Origin of the sequence: Clostridium sp. UBA5712, from assembly GCF_002419845.1 — a bacterium.
GTDB classification, from domain to species: Bacteria; Bacillota; Clostridia; order Clostridiales; family Clostridiaceae; genus Clostridium_J; species Clostridium_J sulfidigenes.
The window spans coordinates 21,667-39,573 of sequence record NZ_DIGW01000016.1; the positions used below are offsets into that span (position 1 = coordinate 21,667).

Annotated in this window: 21 protein-coding genes; 18 read left to right on the plus strand and 3 right to left on the minus strand. The window is 27.9% G+C overall.

The window, feature by feature from the left end:
• Positions 1-146: 146 nt before the first annotated feature.
• Positions 147-494: a helix-turn-helix domain-containing protein gene (locus tag B3B03_RS14985; RefSeq protein ID WP_346848530.1), complete on the minus strand. Its 348-nt coding sequence runs from the start codon at positions 492-494 to the stop codon at positions 147-149.
• A 165-nt stretch (positions 495-659) separates the two neighbouring features.
• Here B3B03_RS14985 and B3B03_RS14990 point away from each other — a divergent pair, with 165 nt between their 5' ends.
• The 9 genes from B3B03_RS14990 (at position 660) to B3B03_RS15030 (ending at position 6,528) form a co-directional block, all read left to right on the plus strand.
• Positions 660-851, plus strand: coding sequence for a helix-turn-helix transcriptional regulator (locus B3B03_RS14990; RefSeq protein WP_346848531.1), 192 nt, complete (start codon positions 660-662; stop codon positions 849-851).
• A 418-nt stretch (positions 852-1,269) separates the two neighbouring features.
• Positions 1,270-1,932, plus strand: a complete 663-nt coding sequence (locus tag B3B03_RS14995; RefSeq protein ID WP_346848532.1) for a GGDEF domain-containing protein — start codon at positions 1,270-1,272, stop codon at positions 1,930-1,932.
• A 201-nt stretch (positions 1,933-2,133) separates the two neighbouring features.
• Positions 2,134-2,409, plus strand: coding sequence for an ArsR/SmtB family transcription factor (locus tag B3B03_RS15000; protein WP_035133162.1), 276 nt, complete (start codon positions 2,134-2,136; stop codon positions 2,407-2,409).
• 49 nt (positions 2,410-2,458) lie between these two features.
• On the plus strand, positions 2,459-3,394 hold the full coding sequence (locus B3B03_RS15005) for a CobW family GTP-binding protein (RefSeq protein ID WP_346848533.1): 936 nt from the start codon (positions 2,459-2,461) through the stop codon (positions 3,392-3,394).
• A gap of 26 nt (positions 3,395-3,420) precedes the next feature.
• Positions 3,421-3,660, plus strand: a complete 240-nt coding sequence (locus tag B3B03_RS15010) for a thioredoxin family protein (protein ID WP_346848534.1) — start codon at positions 3,421-3,423, stop codon at positions 3,658-3,660.
• A gap of 188 nt (positions 3,661-3,848) precedes the next feature.
• Positions 3,849-4,166, plus strand: coding sequence for an ArsR/SmtB family transcription factor (locus B3B03_RS15015; protein WP_346848535.1), 318 nt, complete (start codon positions 3,849-3,851; stop codon positions 4,164-4,166).
• A 79-nt stretch (positions 4,167-4,245) separates the two neighbouring features.
• A complete protein-coding gene (locus B3B03_RS15020) occupies positions 4,246-4,656 on the plus strand; it encodes an arsenate reductase ArsC (protein ID WP_346848536.1) in 411 nt (136 codons plus the stop codon).
• 12 nt (positions 4,657-4,668) lie between these two features.
• A complete protein-coding gene (gene arsB / locus B3B03_RS15025) occupies positions 4,669-5,733 on the plus strand; it encodes an ACR3 family arsenite efflux transporter (protein ID WP_346867429.1) in 1,065 nt (354 codons plus the stop codon).
• Between the two features lie 108 nt (positions 5,734-5,841).
• Positions 5,842-6,528 (plus strand): M15 family metallopeptidase, encoded by a 687-nt coding sequence (locus B3B03_RS15030; protein WP_346877748.1) that lies wholly within the window; start codon positions 5,842-5,844, stop codon positions 6,526-6,528.
• A gap of 104 nt (positions 6,529-6,632) precedes the next feature.
• On the opposite strand, the gene splB is transcribed toward B3B03_RS15030, so the two are convergent.
• A complete protein-coding gene (gene splB, locus B3B03_RS15035; RefSeq protein WP_346848539.1) occupies positions 6,633-7,655 on the minus strand; it encodes a spore photoproduct lyase in 1,023 nt (340 codons plus the stop codon).
• A gap of 221 nt (positions 7,656-7,876) precedes the next feature.
• Here splB and B3B03_RS15040 point away from each other — a divergent pair, with 221 nt between their 5' ends.
• From B3B03_RS15040 to B3B03_RS15055, 4 genes are all read left to right on the plus strand, one after another.
• Complete coding sequence (locus B3B03_RS15040) at positions 7,877-9,613, plus strand: DUF4153 domain-containing protein (protein WP_346877749.1); 1,737 nt, start codon at positions 7,877-7,879, stop codon at positions 9,611-9,613.
• An 81-nt stretch (positions 9,614-9,694) separates the two neighbouring features.
• On the plus strand, positions 9,695-10,006 hold the full coding sequence (locus B3B03_RS15045; RefSeq protein ID WP_150846074.1) for a DUF1540 domain-containing protein: 312 nt from the start codon (positions 9,695-9,697) through the stop codon (positions 10,004-10,006).
• Between the two features lie 246 nt (positions 10,007-10,252).
• Positions 10,253-11,110: a YitT family protein gene (locus B3B03_RS15050; protein ID WP_346877750.1), complete on the plus strand. Its 858-nt coding sequence runs from the start codon at positions 10,253-10,255 to the stop codon at positions 11,108-11,110.
• A 213-nt stretch (positions 11,111-11,323) separates the two neighbouring features.
• Entirely contained in the window at positions 11,324-12,667 is a 1,344-nt protein-coding gene (locus tag B3B03_RS15055) for an erythromycin esterase family protein (protein ID WP_346848542.1), read from the plus strand.
• Positions 12,668-12,726: 59 nt separating this feature from the next.
• Here the strand turns inward: B3B03_RS15055 and B3B03_RS15060 are convergent, their stop codons facing one another.
• Positions 12,727-12,897, minus strand: coding sequence for a DUF362 domain-containing protein (locus B3B03_RS15060; protein ID WP_035133140.1), 171 nt, complete (start codon positions 12,895-12,897; stop codon positions 12,727-12,729).
• A 264-nt stretch (positions 12,898-13,161) separates the two neighbouring features.
• Between B3B03_RS15060 and ymfI the strand changes: the two genes are divergently transcribed.
• The 5 genes from ymfI to B3B03_RS15085 all read left to right on the plus strand — a co-directional run bounded on the left by ymfI (position 13,162) and on the right by B3B03_RS15085 (position 17,883).
• Positions 13,162-13,899 (plus strand): elongation factor P 5-aminopentanone reductase, encoded by a 738-nt coding sequence (ymfI, locus tag B3B03_RS15065; RefSeq protein ID WP_346877810.1) that lies wholly within the window; start codon positions 13,162-13,164, stop codon positions 13,897-13,899.
• Positions 13,900-13,984: 85 nt separating this feature from the next.
• The gene (locus tag B3B03_RS15070; RefSeq protein WP_346848544.1) at positions 13,985-14,323 is read left to right on the plus strand and encodes a hypothetical protein; all 339 of its coding nucleotides are present in this window, start codon (positions 13,985-13,987) and stop codon (positions 14,321-14,323) included.
• 87 nt (positions 14,324-14,410) lie between these two features.
• Positions 14,411-15,097 (plus strand): response regulator transcription factor, encoded by a 687-nt coding sequence (locus B3B03_RS15075; RefSeq protein ID WP_035133134.1) that lies wholly within the window; start codon positions 14,411-14,413, stop codon positions 15,095-15,097.
• Positions 15,098-16,495, plus strand: coding sequence for a HAMP domain-containing sensor histidine kinase (locus tag B3B03_RS15080; protein ID WP_346848545.1), 1,398 nt, complete (start codon positions 15,098-15,100; stop codon positions 16,493-16,495).
• Complete coding sequence (locus B3B03_RS15085; RefSeq protein WP_346877751.1) at positions 16,492-17,883, plus strand: hypothetical protein; 1,392 nt, start codon at positions 16,492-16,494, stop codon at positions 17,881-17,883. Before B3B03_RS15080 ends, B3B03_RS15085 begins: the two co-directional genes overlap by 4 nt.
• Positions 17,884-17,907: the final 24 nt, after the last annotated feature.

Sequence of the window (17,907 nt, forward strand, 5' to 3'; positions counted from 1 at the left end):
GAAAAATGAAACAAATATTACAAAAAAAGCCATAATACGGGATGGATGTTATAAATAATATAAAATAAATTAAGTAATAACATAAATTAGATTTAAAGTTTAATTTGATTAAATAGTATTAAAATTATTTATATAAATTTATATATTCATATCTTTTTTTGTGCTTCTCGAACATGTTTTTTAGCTTTTAGATAGCAGATTAGTTCTATTTTGTCATCATAACTCCAAGATGAGAAGTCATTTAGTAGCATTGATAATACTGCATCTAAATCAGTACATATTAAATTAGATGGAGTTTTATCATCTTCTAATAAATAGGATATAGGTACATCTAAAGCATTACAAAGTATTTTTAAAGTAGATATAGAAGGATTACTTCTATTGTGCTCAATATCACTTATAAACGATATTGATAAATTTGTTTTAGTAGATAATTCTTTTAAAGTTAATCCTTTAGATTTTCTAAGGTCTCTAAGTTTTTTTCTTGAATTCATATATATACCTCCAATAAAGTACGTTATTTACGTACTTTTATAATAAAATTATAGTTTAAGTATTAGTATAAGTAAACGAACAAAAAATATGTATAGACAGTAAAAAAATCATAAAACTATTGATTTTTTACTTTATTAGCGTAAAATAGTGTTTGGGGTGATAGAGTGGAAATAGGAAAAAAAATCAAATTTATTAGAAAATCAATGGGCATAAATCAAAATAAATTGGCTCAATTATCAGGTATATCTAACACATACTTATCTGATATTGAAAATTTAAGAACAGTGCCATCTCTAAAAACTCTAAATAGTTTGGCTATTGCACTTGAGGTTAGTTTGAAGGATCTCTTAGATTAAAAGTTATATAAACAAATGATAAAAATATACTATAGACTAAATGGAAAAACGGTAGAATAAATAATTTATTCAAATGTTAGAATAAATACTAACTATAAAATTTTAACTTAATAAATATTAAGGATAATATTTATACAAAATAAAATTACTTAGATAACATAATTAACTAATGAAAATATTGCTACAATATATTTAGAAGGCAATCCAATATGAAATTATGGTTGTCTATTTTTATAGATGCATAGTAATAGGATATACTAAAGCTTAAATTTTTAGGCTAATGATTTAGTATTATTGTACGAATGTTTAATCTGTAGGTTAAAGTTATGACGGAGCAAAATCATTATTTACAGAAATAGTTGAGAGGAAAATTATCATACTTTACCCAGAATGGGGAGGAGCGATAAGAGTAGTTTTTATGAAGTTAGGAAAATATAAAAAAAAACTAATAGTACTATTTCCATTGCTACTATTAGTTAGTATAATATTCATCAAAGAAGAAAGTCTGTGTAAGTTTATAAATATATTTTTAATTATTACAGTATTTGTATTAGGTATAAGAAACAATGCAATATCTATAATAAATAAGGAGCTAAAACTAATAAGTGAGAGAGATTTTTTAACGGATACATATAATAGAAGATTTATGCATTTGGAATTATTAAAAGCCTGTCAGAATAAAGAAGTTATTACGTTTCTAATGGTAGATATAGATGATTTTAAACTATACAATGATAACTATGGGCATGTTCAAGGAGATAAGATTTTAAAAGTAGTATCAAAAGCTTTGAAAGATATATTTAATGAGGATGTAGTCTGCAGGTATGGGGGAGAAGAATTCTCAATAATATCTAGGCTGGATGAGAAAGAGACTATTGAAAATATAAAAAGGTTTATGAAGCATCTTAGGGAACTTAATATTATTCATGAATGTTCACAAGTTAGCGATAGAATAACTGTTAGTATAGGTATAGAAATTACTAGAATAATTAATGAAGAGGATATATATAATTTAGTAAAAGAAGCTGATGAAAAGTTATATTTATCTAAATCATTAGGGAAAAATACATATACAATGTAAATTTAGGATTTAAGAAATTTAGATATCTCAAAATTACTAAAAACTTATATAGAGATAGCTATTTGCATTTAATGGAATCACATATTGTTTTTTAGGATTTGTAATAATTGAGATTAAAAAGTCATATAGACAAATATCTATATGAAGGATATAATAGGGATATAAAATACTTATAAATAGAAGATTAGGAGATAGAATTTTATGAAATATGATTATGCAGAATATGTTCAAATGTTTAAAGCATTGGCAGATGAGACTAGACTAAAAATTATTAATATGCTTACAGAATCAGAGGAATTGTGTGCATGTAAAATTCTTGAGAATTTTAATATTACTCAACCTACCTTATCTTATCATATGAAGATTTTAACAGATAGTGGATTGGTTCTTGGTAACAAGGATGGCTCTTGGATGAAATATACATTAAATTCAGAGAGAATTACTGAATTAAGAAGTTTTTTAAACTCTAAGAACTAAAAAATCTAAGGATATTTCTTTATATTATTAATCTACAGGAGGGCAAACCATGGAGAAAAAAATTAATTTATATGTATTAACTGGATTTTTAGGTTCAGGTAAAACTACGGTACTTTTAAGGCTATTAGATGTGTTAAAAGGAAATAAGGTTGGAGTTATACAAAATGAATTTGGGAAGCTAGGCATAGATGGAACTATACTTAAAAGAGATAATATTGAGATGGTAGAGATTAATAGGGGATCTATCTTTTGCTCATGTTTAAAAATATCCTTTGCTCAAGCTTTAGCTGAAATGAGTAAACAGGATTTAGAGTATGTCTTTGTAGAGAGTTCAGGCCTAGCAGATCCATCTAATATAGAAGAGATACTTAAAGGTGTAAAGGTTTTATCACCTGAAACAACCTATGATTTAAAGGGAGTATTATGCTTAATCGATGGAATGAACTTTAGAGAGCAATTAGAAGATTTAGAAACAGTAAATCGTCAATTAAAGCATTGTCATATGGCTATCATAAATAAGGTAGATTTAATTGAAGAGGAAGAGCTAAAGAACGTAATTAAAGAAGTTAGACTGGTAAATCCAAAGTGTGATATAGAAACTTGTTCCTTTGGAGAGTTTAGTATGGACTTTTTAGATAAGGATCTATTAGTAAATCAGTGGGCTGAAGGAGAAGAGTCTACAAATACTGTGGAAAATAAGCCAAAAAGCTTAACTATGAATTTTAGTAGTGTTGTAAGCAAAAATAAAATGGAAGAATTCTTAAATTCTATAAAGAAGTATAGCTATAGAATAAAAGGCTTCTTTAACTTAAATGATGGATGGCAACAAATAGATGTGGTAGGAAAAAATATAGATTATAAGCCATGTGAACCAAAGGAAGTTTCACAACTAGTGTTTATATCTAAAATAGGGCCTAATATAATAAAGCCTATAATTAATAATTGGAATGAAATTGTAGGAGAAAAAATGGAACTTAAAAATTAAAGTTTTGAATTTTAGGAGGAGTTCATATGGAATTTAAGGTTTTAGGAGAAGGGTGCTCTAAATGCACTAAACTTTATGATAATACTTTGGAAGCTTTAAAGGAGTTAGGGATAGAAGCTGATGTCACTAAGGTTGAATCTTTAGTAGATATTATTTCATTAGGAGTTATGACTACTCCTACTCTCATGATAAATGGTAAACCAAAGGCTATGGGACAAGTTTTATCTACTAAACAAATAGTAGAGTTAATAAAAAAATCTATATAGTAAAAGTTTTAGAATAAGTAACTAGATATTAAATTTAGTTACTTATTTTTAATTATACAAATAAATCATTCTACATAGTTAAGAATAAATCTAGCACAGGGAGAAAAATTAAATAAGCATATTGACACTATATAGGTGATGGTCTATATTATAAACATAGACAGTTATCTATATAAGGAGGCGTTAAAATGAATTATGAAGAAAATGCAAAAATTATAAAAGCATTATCTGATCCAAATAGGTTAAAAATAGTAGACATATTATCCTGTGGGGAAAGATGTGCATGTGATATTCTAGAACATTTTGATTTTACACAACCAACTCTTTCACATCATATGAAGGTGTTGATGGATTGTGGTCTTGTTGAGAGTAGAAAGGATGGACTGTGGAGTCATTATTCTTTAAATAATACTAATTGTAATAAATTAATATTGTTTTTAACAAGTGTTACAACAGATAAAGAGGAGTGTATTTGCAAAGAAAAAGAAAAGTGTAGATGTAAATAAATCCATGTTATATATAGATATTTTTAAAATAAAAAGTGTGAAAACCATACACTAACCAATTAAGAATGGAGGAGTTAATATGAAACTAAAGGTGGCATTTATATGTGTTCACAATTCTTGTAGATCTCAAATGGCGGAGGCCTTAGGAAAGTTATATGAAGGAGAGGTTTTTGAAAGTTATTCTGCAGGGACCCAACTAAGACCTACAATAAATCAAGATGCGGTTAGAATAATAAATGAGCTATATAACATTGATATGAATGAGACTCAGAAATCTAAACTGCTAGGAGATATACCTGAGGTAGATATAGTTATTAAAATGGGTTGTAATGTTGTATGTCCTATTTTACCCGGAAAGCATATAGAGGATTGGGGATTAGAGGATCCAACTGGAAAGTCAGATGAAGAATTTATTAAAACTGCTAAAATTGTTGAAGAAAAAATTAAAAATTTAGCTAAGAGAATAAAAAATAAAGAAATTGAATTATAGGAGGTTTATCTTATGGGTAATAATAAAGAAAATAGTGGAAAAGGGTTAGGTGTTTTTGAAAGATACTTAACTCTATGGGTTGCCCTTTGTATTGTAGTGGGAATATTGGTTGGTCAGTTTTTGCCTATGATACCTAATACTCTAAATAAGTTTGAGTATTATAATGTGTCAATACCTGTGGCTATACTTATATGGTTAATGATATACCCTATGATGTTAAAGATTGATTTTGGAAGTATAATTAATGCCACTAGAAAACCAAAGGGACTTATAGTTACTTGTACAACTAATTGGCTTATTAAACCTTTTACAATGTATGCTATATCAGCATTTTTCTTCTTTATAGTATTTAAGGGCATAATAGCACCAGAACTTGCTAAGGAGTATTTAGCTGGAGCAGTGCTTTTAGGAGCTGCACCATGTACAGCTATGGTATTTGTTTGGAGTCACTTAACTAAAGGGGATCCTTCCTATACTTTAGTTCAGGTAGCAGTTAATGACTTGATTATTTTAATTGCATTTGCTCCTATTGTAGCTTTTTTACTAGGTGTTGGAGATGTAGTTATACCTATAGAAACTCTTGTATTATCAACAGTTTTATTTGTAGTTATACCATTAGCACTGGGATTTATAACTAGAACATTAATAATTAAAAACAAAGGAATAGATTATTTTAATAATGTATTTTTAAAGAAGTTTGATAATGTTACTATAATAGGATTATTACTGACTTTGATTATATTATTCTCCTTCCAAGGTGATACTATTTTAAATAATCCTGTTCATATAGTATTAATTGCAGTACCACTTATAATTCAAACCTTCCTTATATTTGGAATAGCTTATATTTGGGCAAAACTTTGGAAGTTGCCACATTCTATAGCAGCACCAGCAGGAATGATTGGAGCAAGTAACTTTTTTGAATTAGCAGTAGCAGTAGCAATTTCATTATTTGGATTACAATCAGGTGCTGCATTAGCTACAGTTGTAGGTGTATTAGTAGAAGTACCTGTGATGCTTACCCTTGTTAGAATAGCTAATAATAGTAGAGGTTGGTTTACTAAAGAAGGAGAATAGTTTAAATTTCATGTCTTAATAAATAAGTAATAAATTTGTAAGCTTTAAGTAATAAATAATAATCTCATAAGGTTTAAAATAAGTATATGAACTTAAGGAGATGGTCTTATGGGAAAAAAGAAAAAGGTTAGAAAAGCAAGAAGAGTTATATTGAAGTTACTAGTAATAGTTATATTAGGCATGTGTGCTACAAATTATTTAATCAATAAATTTCATTTGAAATCAGAGGGATATTTTATTATTAATGATTATGATAAAGTAGTGGTAAATAAAAATTATGCTTTAACATCAGATTATAAGCCAAAGGATTTAGTTTCAGTAAATATAGAATTCTTACCAGAATCCACAGAAGAAGAAAGATATATGACAAAGGAGTCTGCTAAGGCTTTAGAGGAACTAGTAGATGCTGCTTCAAAGGATGGGGTTTACTTATGTGGTTTATCAGGCTATAGATCTTACAAAACACAAAAAAGTTTATATGAATATAATGTGGAAACCCAAGGAAAATCTTATTCAGATAAATATGTAGCAAAGCCTGGAGCAAGTGAGCATCAACTAGGAGAGGCTATGGATTTAGCAACTAGTTCTGGATGGATATCTGAAGGATGTCCAGAAGCTAATTGGATAGCTAATAATGCATATAAATATGGATTTATAGTAAGATATGAGTCGGGAAAAGAAGATATAACAGGATATAATTATGAACCTTGGCATGTGAGATATGTGGGTAGTGAAATGTCAGAAAAGATTTATAATGATGGAATAACCTTAGAAGAATTTGCTGAAATTAATTAAATAATATATAAACATAGAATAAATCAAAAGATATAAAAACAATTTTATAACATTAAAGAAGCCAAGTTATATAAGGTAATATAGCTTGGCTTTTGCATTTAACATTATATTATATACTTTATAACTTTATTATTAAATATAGAGTCAATTTCTAAACTAAAAAATTCTTTCATCTCTTCTAACTGCTCTTTTGTATATACATATTTACCATATCCAAATTGTCCATATTTATATTTTCTTTCCTCATCAACCATAGGAAGTGTTGTTTCAGGAAATACTTCTAGAATTATATTTTTTGCTCTAGGAGTATACCTATGAGATATTATTTCAAAGGTAACAGGAGTAGTTAAGTTATCAGGAAGCTTATCCTTAAGGTTTAATAAAAGTTGTTTATAATCGTTTTTCCAACCTTCATAAAGAAATACTGGCGCAATAATAAAACCTATAGGATACCCAGCATTAGCCACCTTTACACTAGCTTCTATTCTTTTATCTATAGAAGCGGCTCTATTTTCAAAGTCACTGATTACTTTATCTGTATTTAGAGTAAATCGAATTTCTGTATGTCCCTTGTGATCTATATCTAATAGACTATCAACATCATTAAACTTTGTAACAAAACGAAATAGTCCATGATCGCTATTAGCAAAGAATTCTATAGCTTTTTTTAAACTATTAGTATAAGGTTCTATAGGTATAGGATCAGAGGTGGCAGAACCTTCAAATAAAGTTTTAGAAGGTAATCTTTCTTTAATATATTCATTTGCTTGATTTAGAATATCATCTATATTTACATTAATCTTTATATAAGGTTTATCACCTAGATTTGTATTTAAGTAGCAATACTGACAATGGGCAATACAACCGGACACTAGGGGTAACTGCCAATTAGCAGAAGGTTTACAGGATTGAAATTTACTTCTTTTTTTTATACCCACAACTAGGGTATTCTTACCTTCACTATAAAAGCTATGCAAATTTTCACCAGGAATTCGCTCTTTAATCTTATTAGAAGTTAATTTTATTATTTCAATATTTTTATTATCCTTAAAAGTGTTATAAATATTTTTGCCTATTTCATAATCCAAGGATCCTTTTTCAAATAATATTCTTTTAGGAATAAACATTAAGTTCTTTAGTAGAAGCAATGGGCTTCAAACTAAAGGTCACCTCCTTTATATTTAATAGGAATATTCTTTACATATATGATAATATTATGTGTAATAGATAAATGTTTTAATTTAGATGATATGGTATAATGGGTGTAATTTACAGTGGTACATAAATAGTTATCTAAAGGTAACTATAAAACATAGAAAAATAATTTTATAATAAAGGGGGCATATTATTGTATATTAAAATTTTGGTAAATGGATGGAAAAATTCTATAAAAGATTCAGTAAAAAGATTTCCTATACCCATATTTTTATCTATAGCTGCAGTTATAACTTTAATCTATATGGGAGAAAGTATTGGAAGTGACGAGGAATTAAGACGTGTTGTGATGACTTTAGTACTTGGTATTCCAGTATATATTTGCATTGAATTATATTTTGAAAGAAGAAATAAATCTAATGAGAAGTTTAAATATCTAATTTATATTATTGCAGCTATTTGTTTAGCAGTCTACGGATATTTTTGTCTTGGAGATTTAAATATGGTTCAGATTACTAGATATGTTGGTCTTATTATAATATTTATTACAGGGTTCTTTTTTACTCCATATATTTATAAGGATGGAAGTTTTGAGATGTATGTAATAAAGGTTTTAGGAAGATTTTTTACAACAGTTTTATATTCTATAGTTTTATATTTAGGATTAATAGCAATATTGTTCACCGTAGATTATCTTTTTGGAATAGAAGTTAAATATGAGATATATTATTATACATGGCTTATAGTTGTAGGAGTTTTTGCACAATGCTTCTTTCTTGGAGGAATCCCAGAAAAGGAAGAAGTTATAAAGGTTGAAAAGTATCCAAAGGTGTTTAAAATATTAATGATTTATATAATTATGCCATTAATTTCTATATACACAATAATCTTATATATATATTTTGCTAAGATAATTATTACTAGACAGTGGCCTGAAGGATTAGTTTCTCATTTAGTATTATGGTATGGAGTAATATCAGCAGGAACCTTGTTTTTAACTTCACCAGTAAAGGAAAATAGTCCTTGGGTAAGCAAGTTTGTAAAGATGTTTCCAAAGGCAATACTTCCTCTTATAGTACTTATGTTTATTTCTATGGGAATAAGAGTTAATGCCTATGGAATAACTGAAAATAGATATTTTGTTTTAGCACTAGGGATTTGGGTCTTTGGAATAATGATATATTACTCAATAATTAAGAAAGTAAAAAATATTATACTTCCAATATCTCTTACTATAATTACTTTTATATCAATTTGTGGACCTTTGAGTAGTTATAATTTATCTAAGTATAGTCAAAATAAAAGATTTGAAAAGTTCCTTATAAAAAATAATATGATTGAAAATGGTAAAATAGTTAAAGCTATAGATCCAGTTTCTAAAGGTGATCAAATAGAACTCAATAGTATTTTGGATTATTTTAATAGAAAACATGAATTAAAGGATATTAAATATTTGCCAGATAATTTTACTATAAGTGATACAGAGAGGGTACTAGGAATAACTTATTCTAATTTAAATTATGAAAGTAGATATGAACATTTTTATTTTATAAGTGAAGAAATATCAGAGCCTATAGAAATAAAGGACTATGATTACCTTTTTAACATTATAAGTTATCAAAGTGCTGCTAATAAGAATTCTTATGGAATTACAGTTGACTATAATAAAGCATCTAATGAACTTAAGATATTAGAGAAAGGTAAACAGATATATAATAAAAATTTAAATGAGTATTTTAATAGGATAATAGATAAATATGGTGTTAATAAAACAAACTCCATACCTGTAGAAGATATGCAATTTGAAGATGAAACAGATAAAGTTAAAATTAAAATAAAAATTGATAACTTTTCTGGTCGTAAGGATTTAAATTATGACCATATAGAGTCTACAGAAATTCAATTTTCCGTATTTGTAAAGATAAAGTAAAAGAACAATAAAATTATGTAAGAATAATTTGCCTACTAAATTGAAACAATATTATTGAAATAAACTTTAGGAGGCATTCTTATGACTAAATTAAAATGTGATGCATGTAGTTGTGCATATAATAATGATTATTATTGCTGCATTGATTCTATTCAAGTAGGTGGAAGAGAAGCTACTCATAAATCATCTACTTGTTGTGATAGTTTTGCAGAAAAAAGCGGAGCTATGTCAAATAGTAATCAAAGACCTAATCCAGAAATGGTAGTAGGATGTGAAGCTACCAATTGTGTTTATAACGAAAACCATAAATGTGATGCTTCAGAAATTTGTATTTCTGGAGACCATGCATGTAAGCCAAGAGAAACAGAGTGTGCTACATTTCATTGCAAGTAAAGAAAAATACTATAAGTAAATATAAAGAACAAGCTACTATTATGAAATTTTCTGATTAAGTTCGGTTAAATTTTATAGTAGTAGTTTTTTACGTATATAAGTGTTTAAACAGTGAAACATATATAAGAAAAAGAGAGATATTGTAATAACTTATCTATTGATATATGATTAAATAAAGAGAGTTAACATAAAATTGAAAAACATAAGATAGTTTTTACAAAAATCAATAGGGTGAATTGAGGAGGAATGGGTTTGAAAAAGGAAATAAAAGATTATATTATAATAACTTTTGGATTAACTTTAATAGCTATAGGTATTCATTTTTTTCTAGTTCCACACAATTTAGCAGCTGGAGGACTTACTGGGCTCGCTATGATAATAAACCATTATATTCCTAACCTTAGTATTGGTATTATAATGCTTATAGGGAACATATTTTTCTTTGTCATAGGTTTTATTTTTATTGGAAAGGCATTTGGAACAAAAACTATATATTCTAGCCTTATGCTTTCAGTAATAATATCCCTTTTAGAAAAAATAGCACCTATTAGTAAACCTATTTCACAGGATATACTTATAAATTTAATTTTTGGTATATTAATTGGGGCTATAGGTATGGCTATAGTGTTTAATAGGAATGCATCTACAGGGGGAACGGATATACCTGCTAAAATATTAAACAAATATGCTCATTTAGAAATTGGAAAAGGACTTTTAATTATAGATTTTAGTATAACCTTACTTGCAGTTATAGCATTTGGAGCTACTACAGGGATGTATGCTTTACTTGGTGTTATAATAAATGGCTCCATGGTAGACTTTGTTATAGATGGACTTAATATAACTAAGAGAATCGAAATAATGAGTTCTAAAACTGAAGAGATAAGAAAGTTTATTATTGAAGAGCTAGGTAGGAGTGCTACTATTTATCGTGCTATAGGAGCATACAATTTAGAAAAAAGTGATGTTTTAATAACTGTAATGGGTAAAAAGGAGTTTATTAAGCTTAGAAATTTTATAAAAGAAGTGGATCCATGTGCTTTTATCATAACCCATAATGTCCATGAGGTTTTAGGGGAAGGCTTTGGTAATATACTAGACTAATTATATAATCAGTAAATTTCAATTGGGGGATTTACTGATTTTTCATTGTATTTATGCTATATAGTTAAAAATAAGAAGAATTTTGTCCATTACTCTAAGATGACCTAGATAAAAATTGAAATATTCCTAAAATTTGCTATAATATATATATATAACCATAAGTTGAAAATGTTGAGTTAAGGGTTAAAATAGGTATTTAGGGGGTATATGAAGATGAAAAGAGGAAATAAGGTATTATTAATAATTTCAGTTATAATAATTCTCGGACTAGTATGCGTAGGATTATTTTGGGGAAAACTTAGTCCTAATGAGGAGGCTGAAATTATAAAAGAAAAATTAGTTCCTTTAAACACTGTGGAGGTTGGCAATGGCTTTGAAGATTTAAAGGAATTTAAGGATATATTTAAGGATAAACAAATTATAGCCTTAGGTGGGGCAACCTATGGAACAAAAGAGTTTTTTCAAATTAAGCATCGTATGCTGGAATTTTTAGTAGAGGAAATGGGGTATAGAACCTTTGCTATGGATGTGGATTTTGGAAGAACTGAATTAATTAATAATTATATATTGAATGGGGAAGGAAATGCTGAAAATATAGTAAGACAAACAAAGATAAATGGAGGTTATTCTTGGTCAACGGTGGAGTCTTTGGAGTTAATAGAATGGATGAGAAAGTATAATGAAGATTCTAATCATAAGGAAAAAATTAAGTTTTACGGTATTCAAGTTACTAATGCTGAAGATAGTTCAAATTTTGTAATAAATTATTTAAGAGATATTGATGAAGATCTATACAAGAAGTTTGATGGTGAATTGGATGAAGTAAGAGGAAGACCCGTTAGAAATATACCTACAAGTGAGTTAAGAAGAGAACAAGAAAAGGTTGAAATTCTAATTAATATATTTAATGAAAATAAAGAGAAACTTGTAAAAAGTACCTCAGAAGAGAAATATGAAGAGGCTTCGAAATATCTTCAGACTATCTTGAAAAGCATAGAATTAGCCATATACAGTGGACCAGAGCATAACATTAAAGAAGCTTTGAATATGGAAGGAAAATTATTAGCTGATAATATTAAATGGATTCTAGATCGTGAGAGTAAAAATGGAAATGATAAAATAGTTCTTTGGAGTGGAAATCAACATATAAGCAATATTTCTAAAGATTATAAAAGCATGGGGTATAATTTAAAGGAGATGTATAAAGATAAATATTATTCATTAGCATTAGAATTTCATCAAGGTAGTTTTGGAGCGTATCCTATAGACAGTAGTGGTGTAGGTAGTGAGTATGAAATCTATAATATAGAAGAAGGAAATCCTCAAATGTTTTCTAATATATTTAACCTTACAGAAATATCAAATAGTTTTATAGATTTTAAATCTTCATCACAGGATAAGGATGTTAAAAAAATATTATCATCTTCAATACTAATGCATAACATTATTTTTTATAATGGGTATGAAGAAGATTATTATATGAAATTAAAGCCTATAGATACCTTTGATGGGTTAATATTTATTAGAGACACTAATGCTATAAGTAAATTAAAATAAAAAATTAAGATAAAAAATTGAAATAAAAAATAGATGTNNACATCTATTTTTTATTTCAATTAGTCTTGAACTGGAGCACCAACTGGGCAAACGCTAGCACAAGCACCACATTCGATACAAGAATCAGCATCGATAACGTATAATCCATCTCCTGCACTTATGCAGCTAACTGGACATTCAGATTCGCAAGCACCACAAGAGATGCAAGTATCTACTATTTTATAAGCCATGAAAAAGACCCCCCTTTACTATTAAATCATGATTATCATACCATATTATGATATAATAATAAAGAGGATTTATATTTAAATATAATAAAAAATACAAGAAATAAATTAATTTTATAGTTAATAAATGAACTAATTAAAGTAAATGTAAAATATATTAACATTTATTTAAATTAATTTATTTTCAGTACATATAACTAGTGCTATAAAAAAACAAATGTTAAAATAACTACAATGGGAATTAAAGAAGTTTTAAGAGGTATGAAAATGAAATTAAAGGGAAAAGTGGTAGTAATTACAGGAGGAACAAGAGGTATAGGTAAGGGAATAGCCTTAGAATTTGCTAAAGAAGGAGCAATATTAGTACTAAACTATTTTAACGATGATGAAAGTGCAAGGGAGACTTTAAATCAAATTAGTTCCATGGGAAATTATTGTACTTTATTTAAAGGAGATGTAAGTAATTATAACTTTTCTAAGGAATTAATAGAATATACTCTAGAGAAATTGGGCAGAGTGGATGTATTAGTAAACAATGCAGCTATTTCTAAAATAGGACTATTTATGGATGACACTGAAGAAGATTTTGATAAAATTATGTCTGTAAATTTTAAGTCAGTATTTAATACTACAAACTCTGTAGTTAATCATATGATTTCAAGAAAAGAAGGTAGCATTATTAATATATCATCAGTTTGGGGAGGTGAAGGAGCTGCCTGCGAAGTTTTATATTCTGCATCAAAGGGAGCTATAAATTCCTTTACAAAGGCCTTAGCTAAGGAACTAGCATTAAGTAATATAAAAGTAAATGCCATAGCACCGGGTGTTATCGAAACTAAGATGAACATGTGGATGAAAGAGGAAGAAAGCGTGGAATTAACAGAGGAAATACCCATGGGGAGATTTGGAAGTGTATCAGAAGTGGGAAGAGCTGCTGTATTTTTAGCTAGTAAGGATAGTAGCTATATCACAGGGGAAATACTAAATGTAAACGGGGGCTTTTAAATTTACCTTTAAAGCAGATAATAATTTTAAAATCAGATAGTATATTAATTATTTAATTGATACATATAGAAAGGAATTAGAATTTATGAATAGTGTTGAGATGAAAACATTAATAAAAGTTATATTTGTATGTATACTGTTATTTATATTTTCTCCATTGATTTTTGGAGTTTTAGGAATTGTATTCAAAGGAATTTTATGGCTTATTTTAGGGATTGTAATTATAATAACCCTTAGTATAATGTACTTAAAATATAAGGTGAAAAAGGAAACTAACGAATTTTATTCTTCTAATGAGAATGGAAGGCCACAAGGTAGCAATAGTGCCAATGTAACTCCAGACTCAGAATCTTATATAGACTATAGCGATTCTACTATTGTAGATGTAGAAGAGTATGAAGAAAGTAATGATAAGGAAGAATAGTTAAAGAGAAAATAAGAATTACGAACAAGAAGCACCGATGTTAATTTATTTTACTATTGGTGCTTTTGTACATTAGAGGTGAATATAATGAAGAAAATATTATTAATTGAAGATGAAGAACATATAAGAAAGTTTGTAAAAATAAGCCTTAAGAGAGAGGGCTTTCAGGTAGTAGAAGCAGAAACAGGAGAACTTGGTATTGAAGAAGTTGCAAAAGAGAGCCCTGATATTGTAATACTTGATATAATGCTTCCTGGAATTGATGGATATAAAGTGTGTGAAATTTTAAAGAAAAGTTATCCACAGATGGGAATAATAATGCTTACTGCTAGAGCGCAAGATGGGGATAAAATTATGGGATTAGAGTTTGGTGCAGATCACTATATTATAAAGCCCTTCAACCCATTAGAGCTTATAGCTATTATTAAATCTTTACTTAGAAGAATGGAACTAGGAAATGGTCTTAAGAGTAGAGAAATTATATCTGGAGCTTTTAAAATAGATTTGGATAGTAAGGTACTATATAAAAGTGGAGTAGAGATAGAATTAACCCCTAAAGAATATATGCTTATAAAAATGTTTATGGAAAATCCAAACAAGGCCTTTAGCAGAGATGAACTTCTAGATATGGTGTGGGGCTATAATTACATAGGGGAAAATAAAATTATTGATGTAAATATAAGACGTATTAGAAGTAAGATAGAAGATAACTCATCTAAACCTAAATATATTGAAACTGTTTGGGGAACAGGATATAAGTGGAGGGAAGATTAAGTGAAATCCTTAAAAACTAAGATTTCTAGCAGTAATATAATTGTAATAGCTATAACCATATTCATAGTTCAAATTATGGTTTACATAGCTATCAAAGGATATTACTATAGAAATCTAGAGGATACTATATATGGCCAAATCAAGATATCATCAGATTTTTATAATACATACTTGTCCTCCAATACTGTAAAAGAGAATATATTTAATGATAATGATACATTTTGGAGTAATACGGATTGTAGAGTTCAAATAATAGACTTAGAAGGTAATGTTATGATGGATTCTTCAGGATATATTTCAAAGGACAGAATATTAACTAGAGAAGTTAAAGCAGCAGCTAGTGGTAATACTGAAGGGGAAGCTAATATATATCAAAATGAAAATAAGAATGAAAAGATTATTTGTGTAGCATATCCACTTTCTTTTGATACAGATGTAGATGGAATATTGAGATTTAGCGCCTCTACTGAAGGTATAGATAAAAGCATAAGGGAAATATTGTTTATAATAATTTTATTAGGTATACTAGTAATTTCTATTTCGTCTACTATAAGTTTATTTATTTCTAATAGTATAATGAAGCCTTTAAAACTAGTTTCTGTGGGAGCAGAAAAGATGGCTAAGGGTAACTTTAAAGAGAGTATACCAAATTACTCTAAGGATGAGATAGGAAGTTTAGCTGATACTCTAAACTATATGTCTGAGGAGATACTAAAAAATGAAAGACTAAAGAATGAATTTATATCATCTGTATCCCATGAACTTAGAACACCTCTAACTTCTATTAAGGGATGGGCCATTGTGTTAGAGTCCTCAGATTTAGAAGATAAAGAAGAAGTAAGAGAAGGTCTTAAAATTATAGAGTCAGAGGTTGAAAGATTAACTTATCTAGTAGAAGAATTATTGGACTTTTCAAAGTTAATTTCAGGTAAAATCACTTTAAGAAAAGAAGTGATAAGTATAGGTGAATTTACTCAAGATATATTAAGACAATTAGAACCTAAACTACTGTCTAGAGGAATAGAGGTCATATTTGAAGAACTACAGGTTAAACCTATAGAAGTTGATAAAAATAGAATGAAACAGGTTTTAATAAATATTTTAGATAATGCTATAAAGTTTTCACCTAATGATTCTAAAATAGTAGTTAAGCTAGTAGAAGATGAAAAATATTTAACTATATCAATTAAAGATTATGGCTATGGAATTTCTAAAGATGAACTACCTCATGTTAAAGAAAAATTTTATAAGGGAAGAAATATAAATGCAAGCAATGGTATAGGACTCTCTATATGTGAAGAAATTATAACTCAGCATAGCGGAATTTTAAAGATAGATAGTGAATTACAAAAGGGTACAGAGGTTATTATAATGTTACCTAGAGGAGATATGAGATGAAAAGATTAATAAGAATACTGATAACTTTTATGTTAGCACTTATTCTTACTGGTTGTAATAAATTTAACATAGAAGTAAAGAAACCAAATAATGATTCTATTTTAAAGGGACAATGGCAAGTTAAAAATTATGTGGGAATTACAGAAGAGGAAGTATTTAATTGTAATTTGTTAGACAGCAAAGTGAGTTTTAGTAATGAAGAAGTATTTATGTTTGATAAGGCATACAAGAACATAACTTATAAAGCTAAATTAGTAAATGGTGAACAATACATTTATAATACTATAGGCTTTATACCTGATTATTTAAAAGATACTAAGGAAGTAGAAGTTGTAACCATATCATCTAAAAATACATATTTAAAGGAAGTTATTGTTATAGATAAAGGTATATTAGTAATACAGGACGATGTTTTACTTTATCTTGAAAAAGTAGATGATAAACCCATGGAGAATATCAATGAAAAAACCGGTGTAGATGAAATAGCAGATAGTGAGGAAATTAGTAATGGAGTATTAATAGGCATTAAAGATAAAACTGATGAGGGATTTACATATAAAACTCTTTGGATATCCTATGATGGTAAAAAAATATATAGTAAAGAGGTTCCATTCCTACTTTTACCACGTAAAAATGGATTTTTCAAGGTTTCAATTCATAGAGAATATATTGAAAACAATTATAAGGATAATATAGAATTTGTATTTTTAAGTGGCAATCCATCTGAAAAGCAAGCTGATCTAAAAGTAAGTAAAGAACCAAATATAAATGTATCTAAAGAGATAAATTTTATAGGAAATGATTATATAAGTATTAAAATTCATGAACAAGGAGAAGATCATAGGGCGGAAAAGGTAGGGACATATTTAATTGATACTATGAATATGGAAGGTAAAGGAGCAGTTTCCTTAGGAAATATTAGTGAACAGAAAAATATAACTAAGTTTAATAATGAAGCACAAGGACTTCATATAGAAGATATAAATAAGTTTACAGATGTTTCTATCAAAAGAAATCAAGGAAGATGGCAGATTTATACTGTTCATAGTAAAAAGGATGAAAGTATTGAAAATAATATAAATATTCCTTTAAAAGTATCTAAGAATGTAGCTAGGTATGATAGGCTATTTACATCATGGCAAGGAATTAAAAATCAGGTTCCATCAGCGGAGGATGCATTATCGTCCCCTAATAAAAATATGACTATAATAAAGACAAAATCAAGTTTATATGGATATAAAATAGAAGATGGAAAAATCAGTGAATCACCAGAGTTAACTATTTCTTTAAATGGTGATGAGGAGATAGTTATGGCAGAATGGGCCATGGCAGAATTTGTAGGATATTGGACAGAACAAGTAAATTCATTACTTAAGTCAAGTAAATAGTGTAGTATATAAACCAAGGAAAAG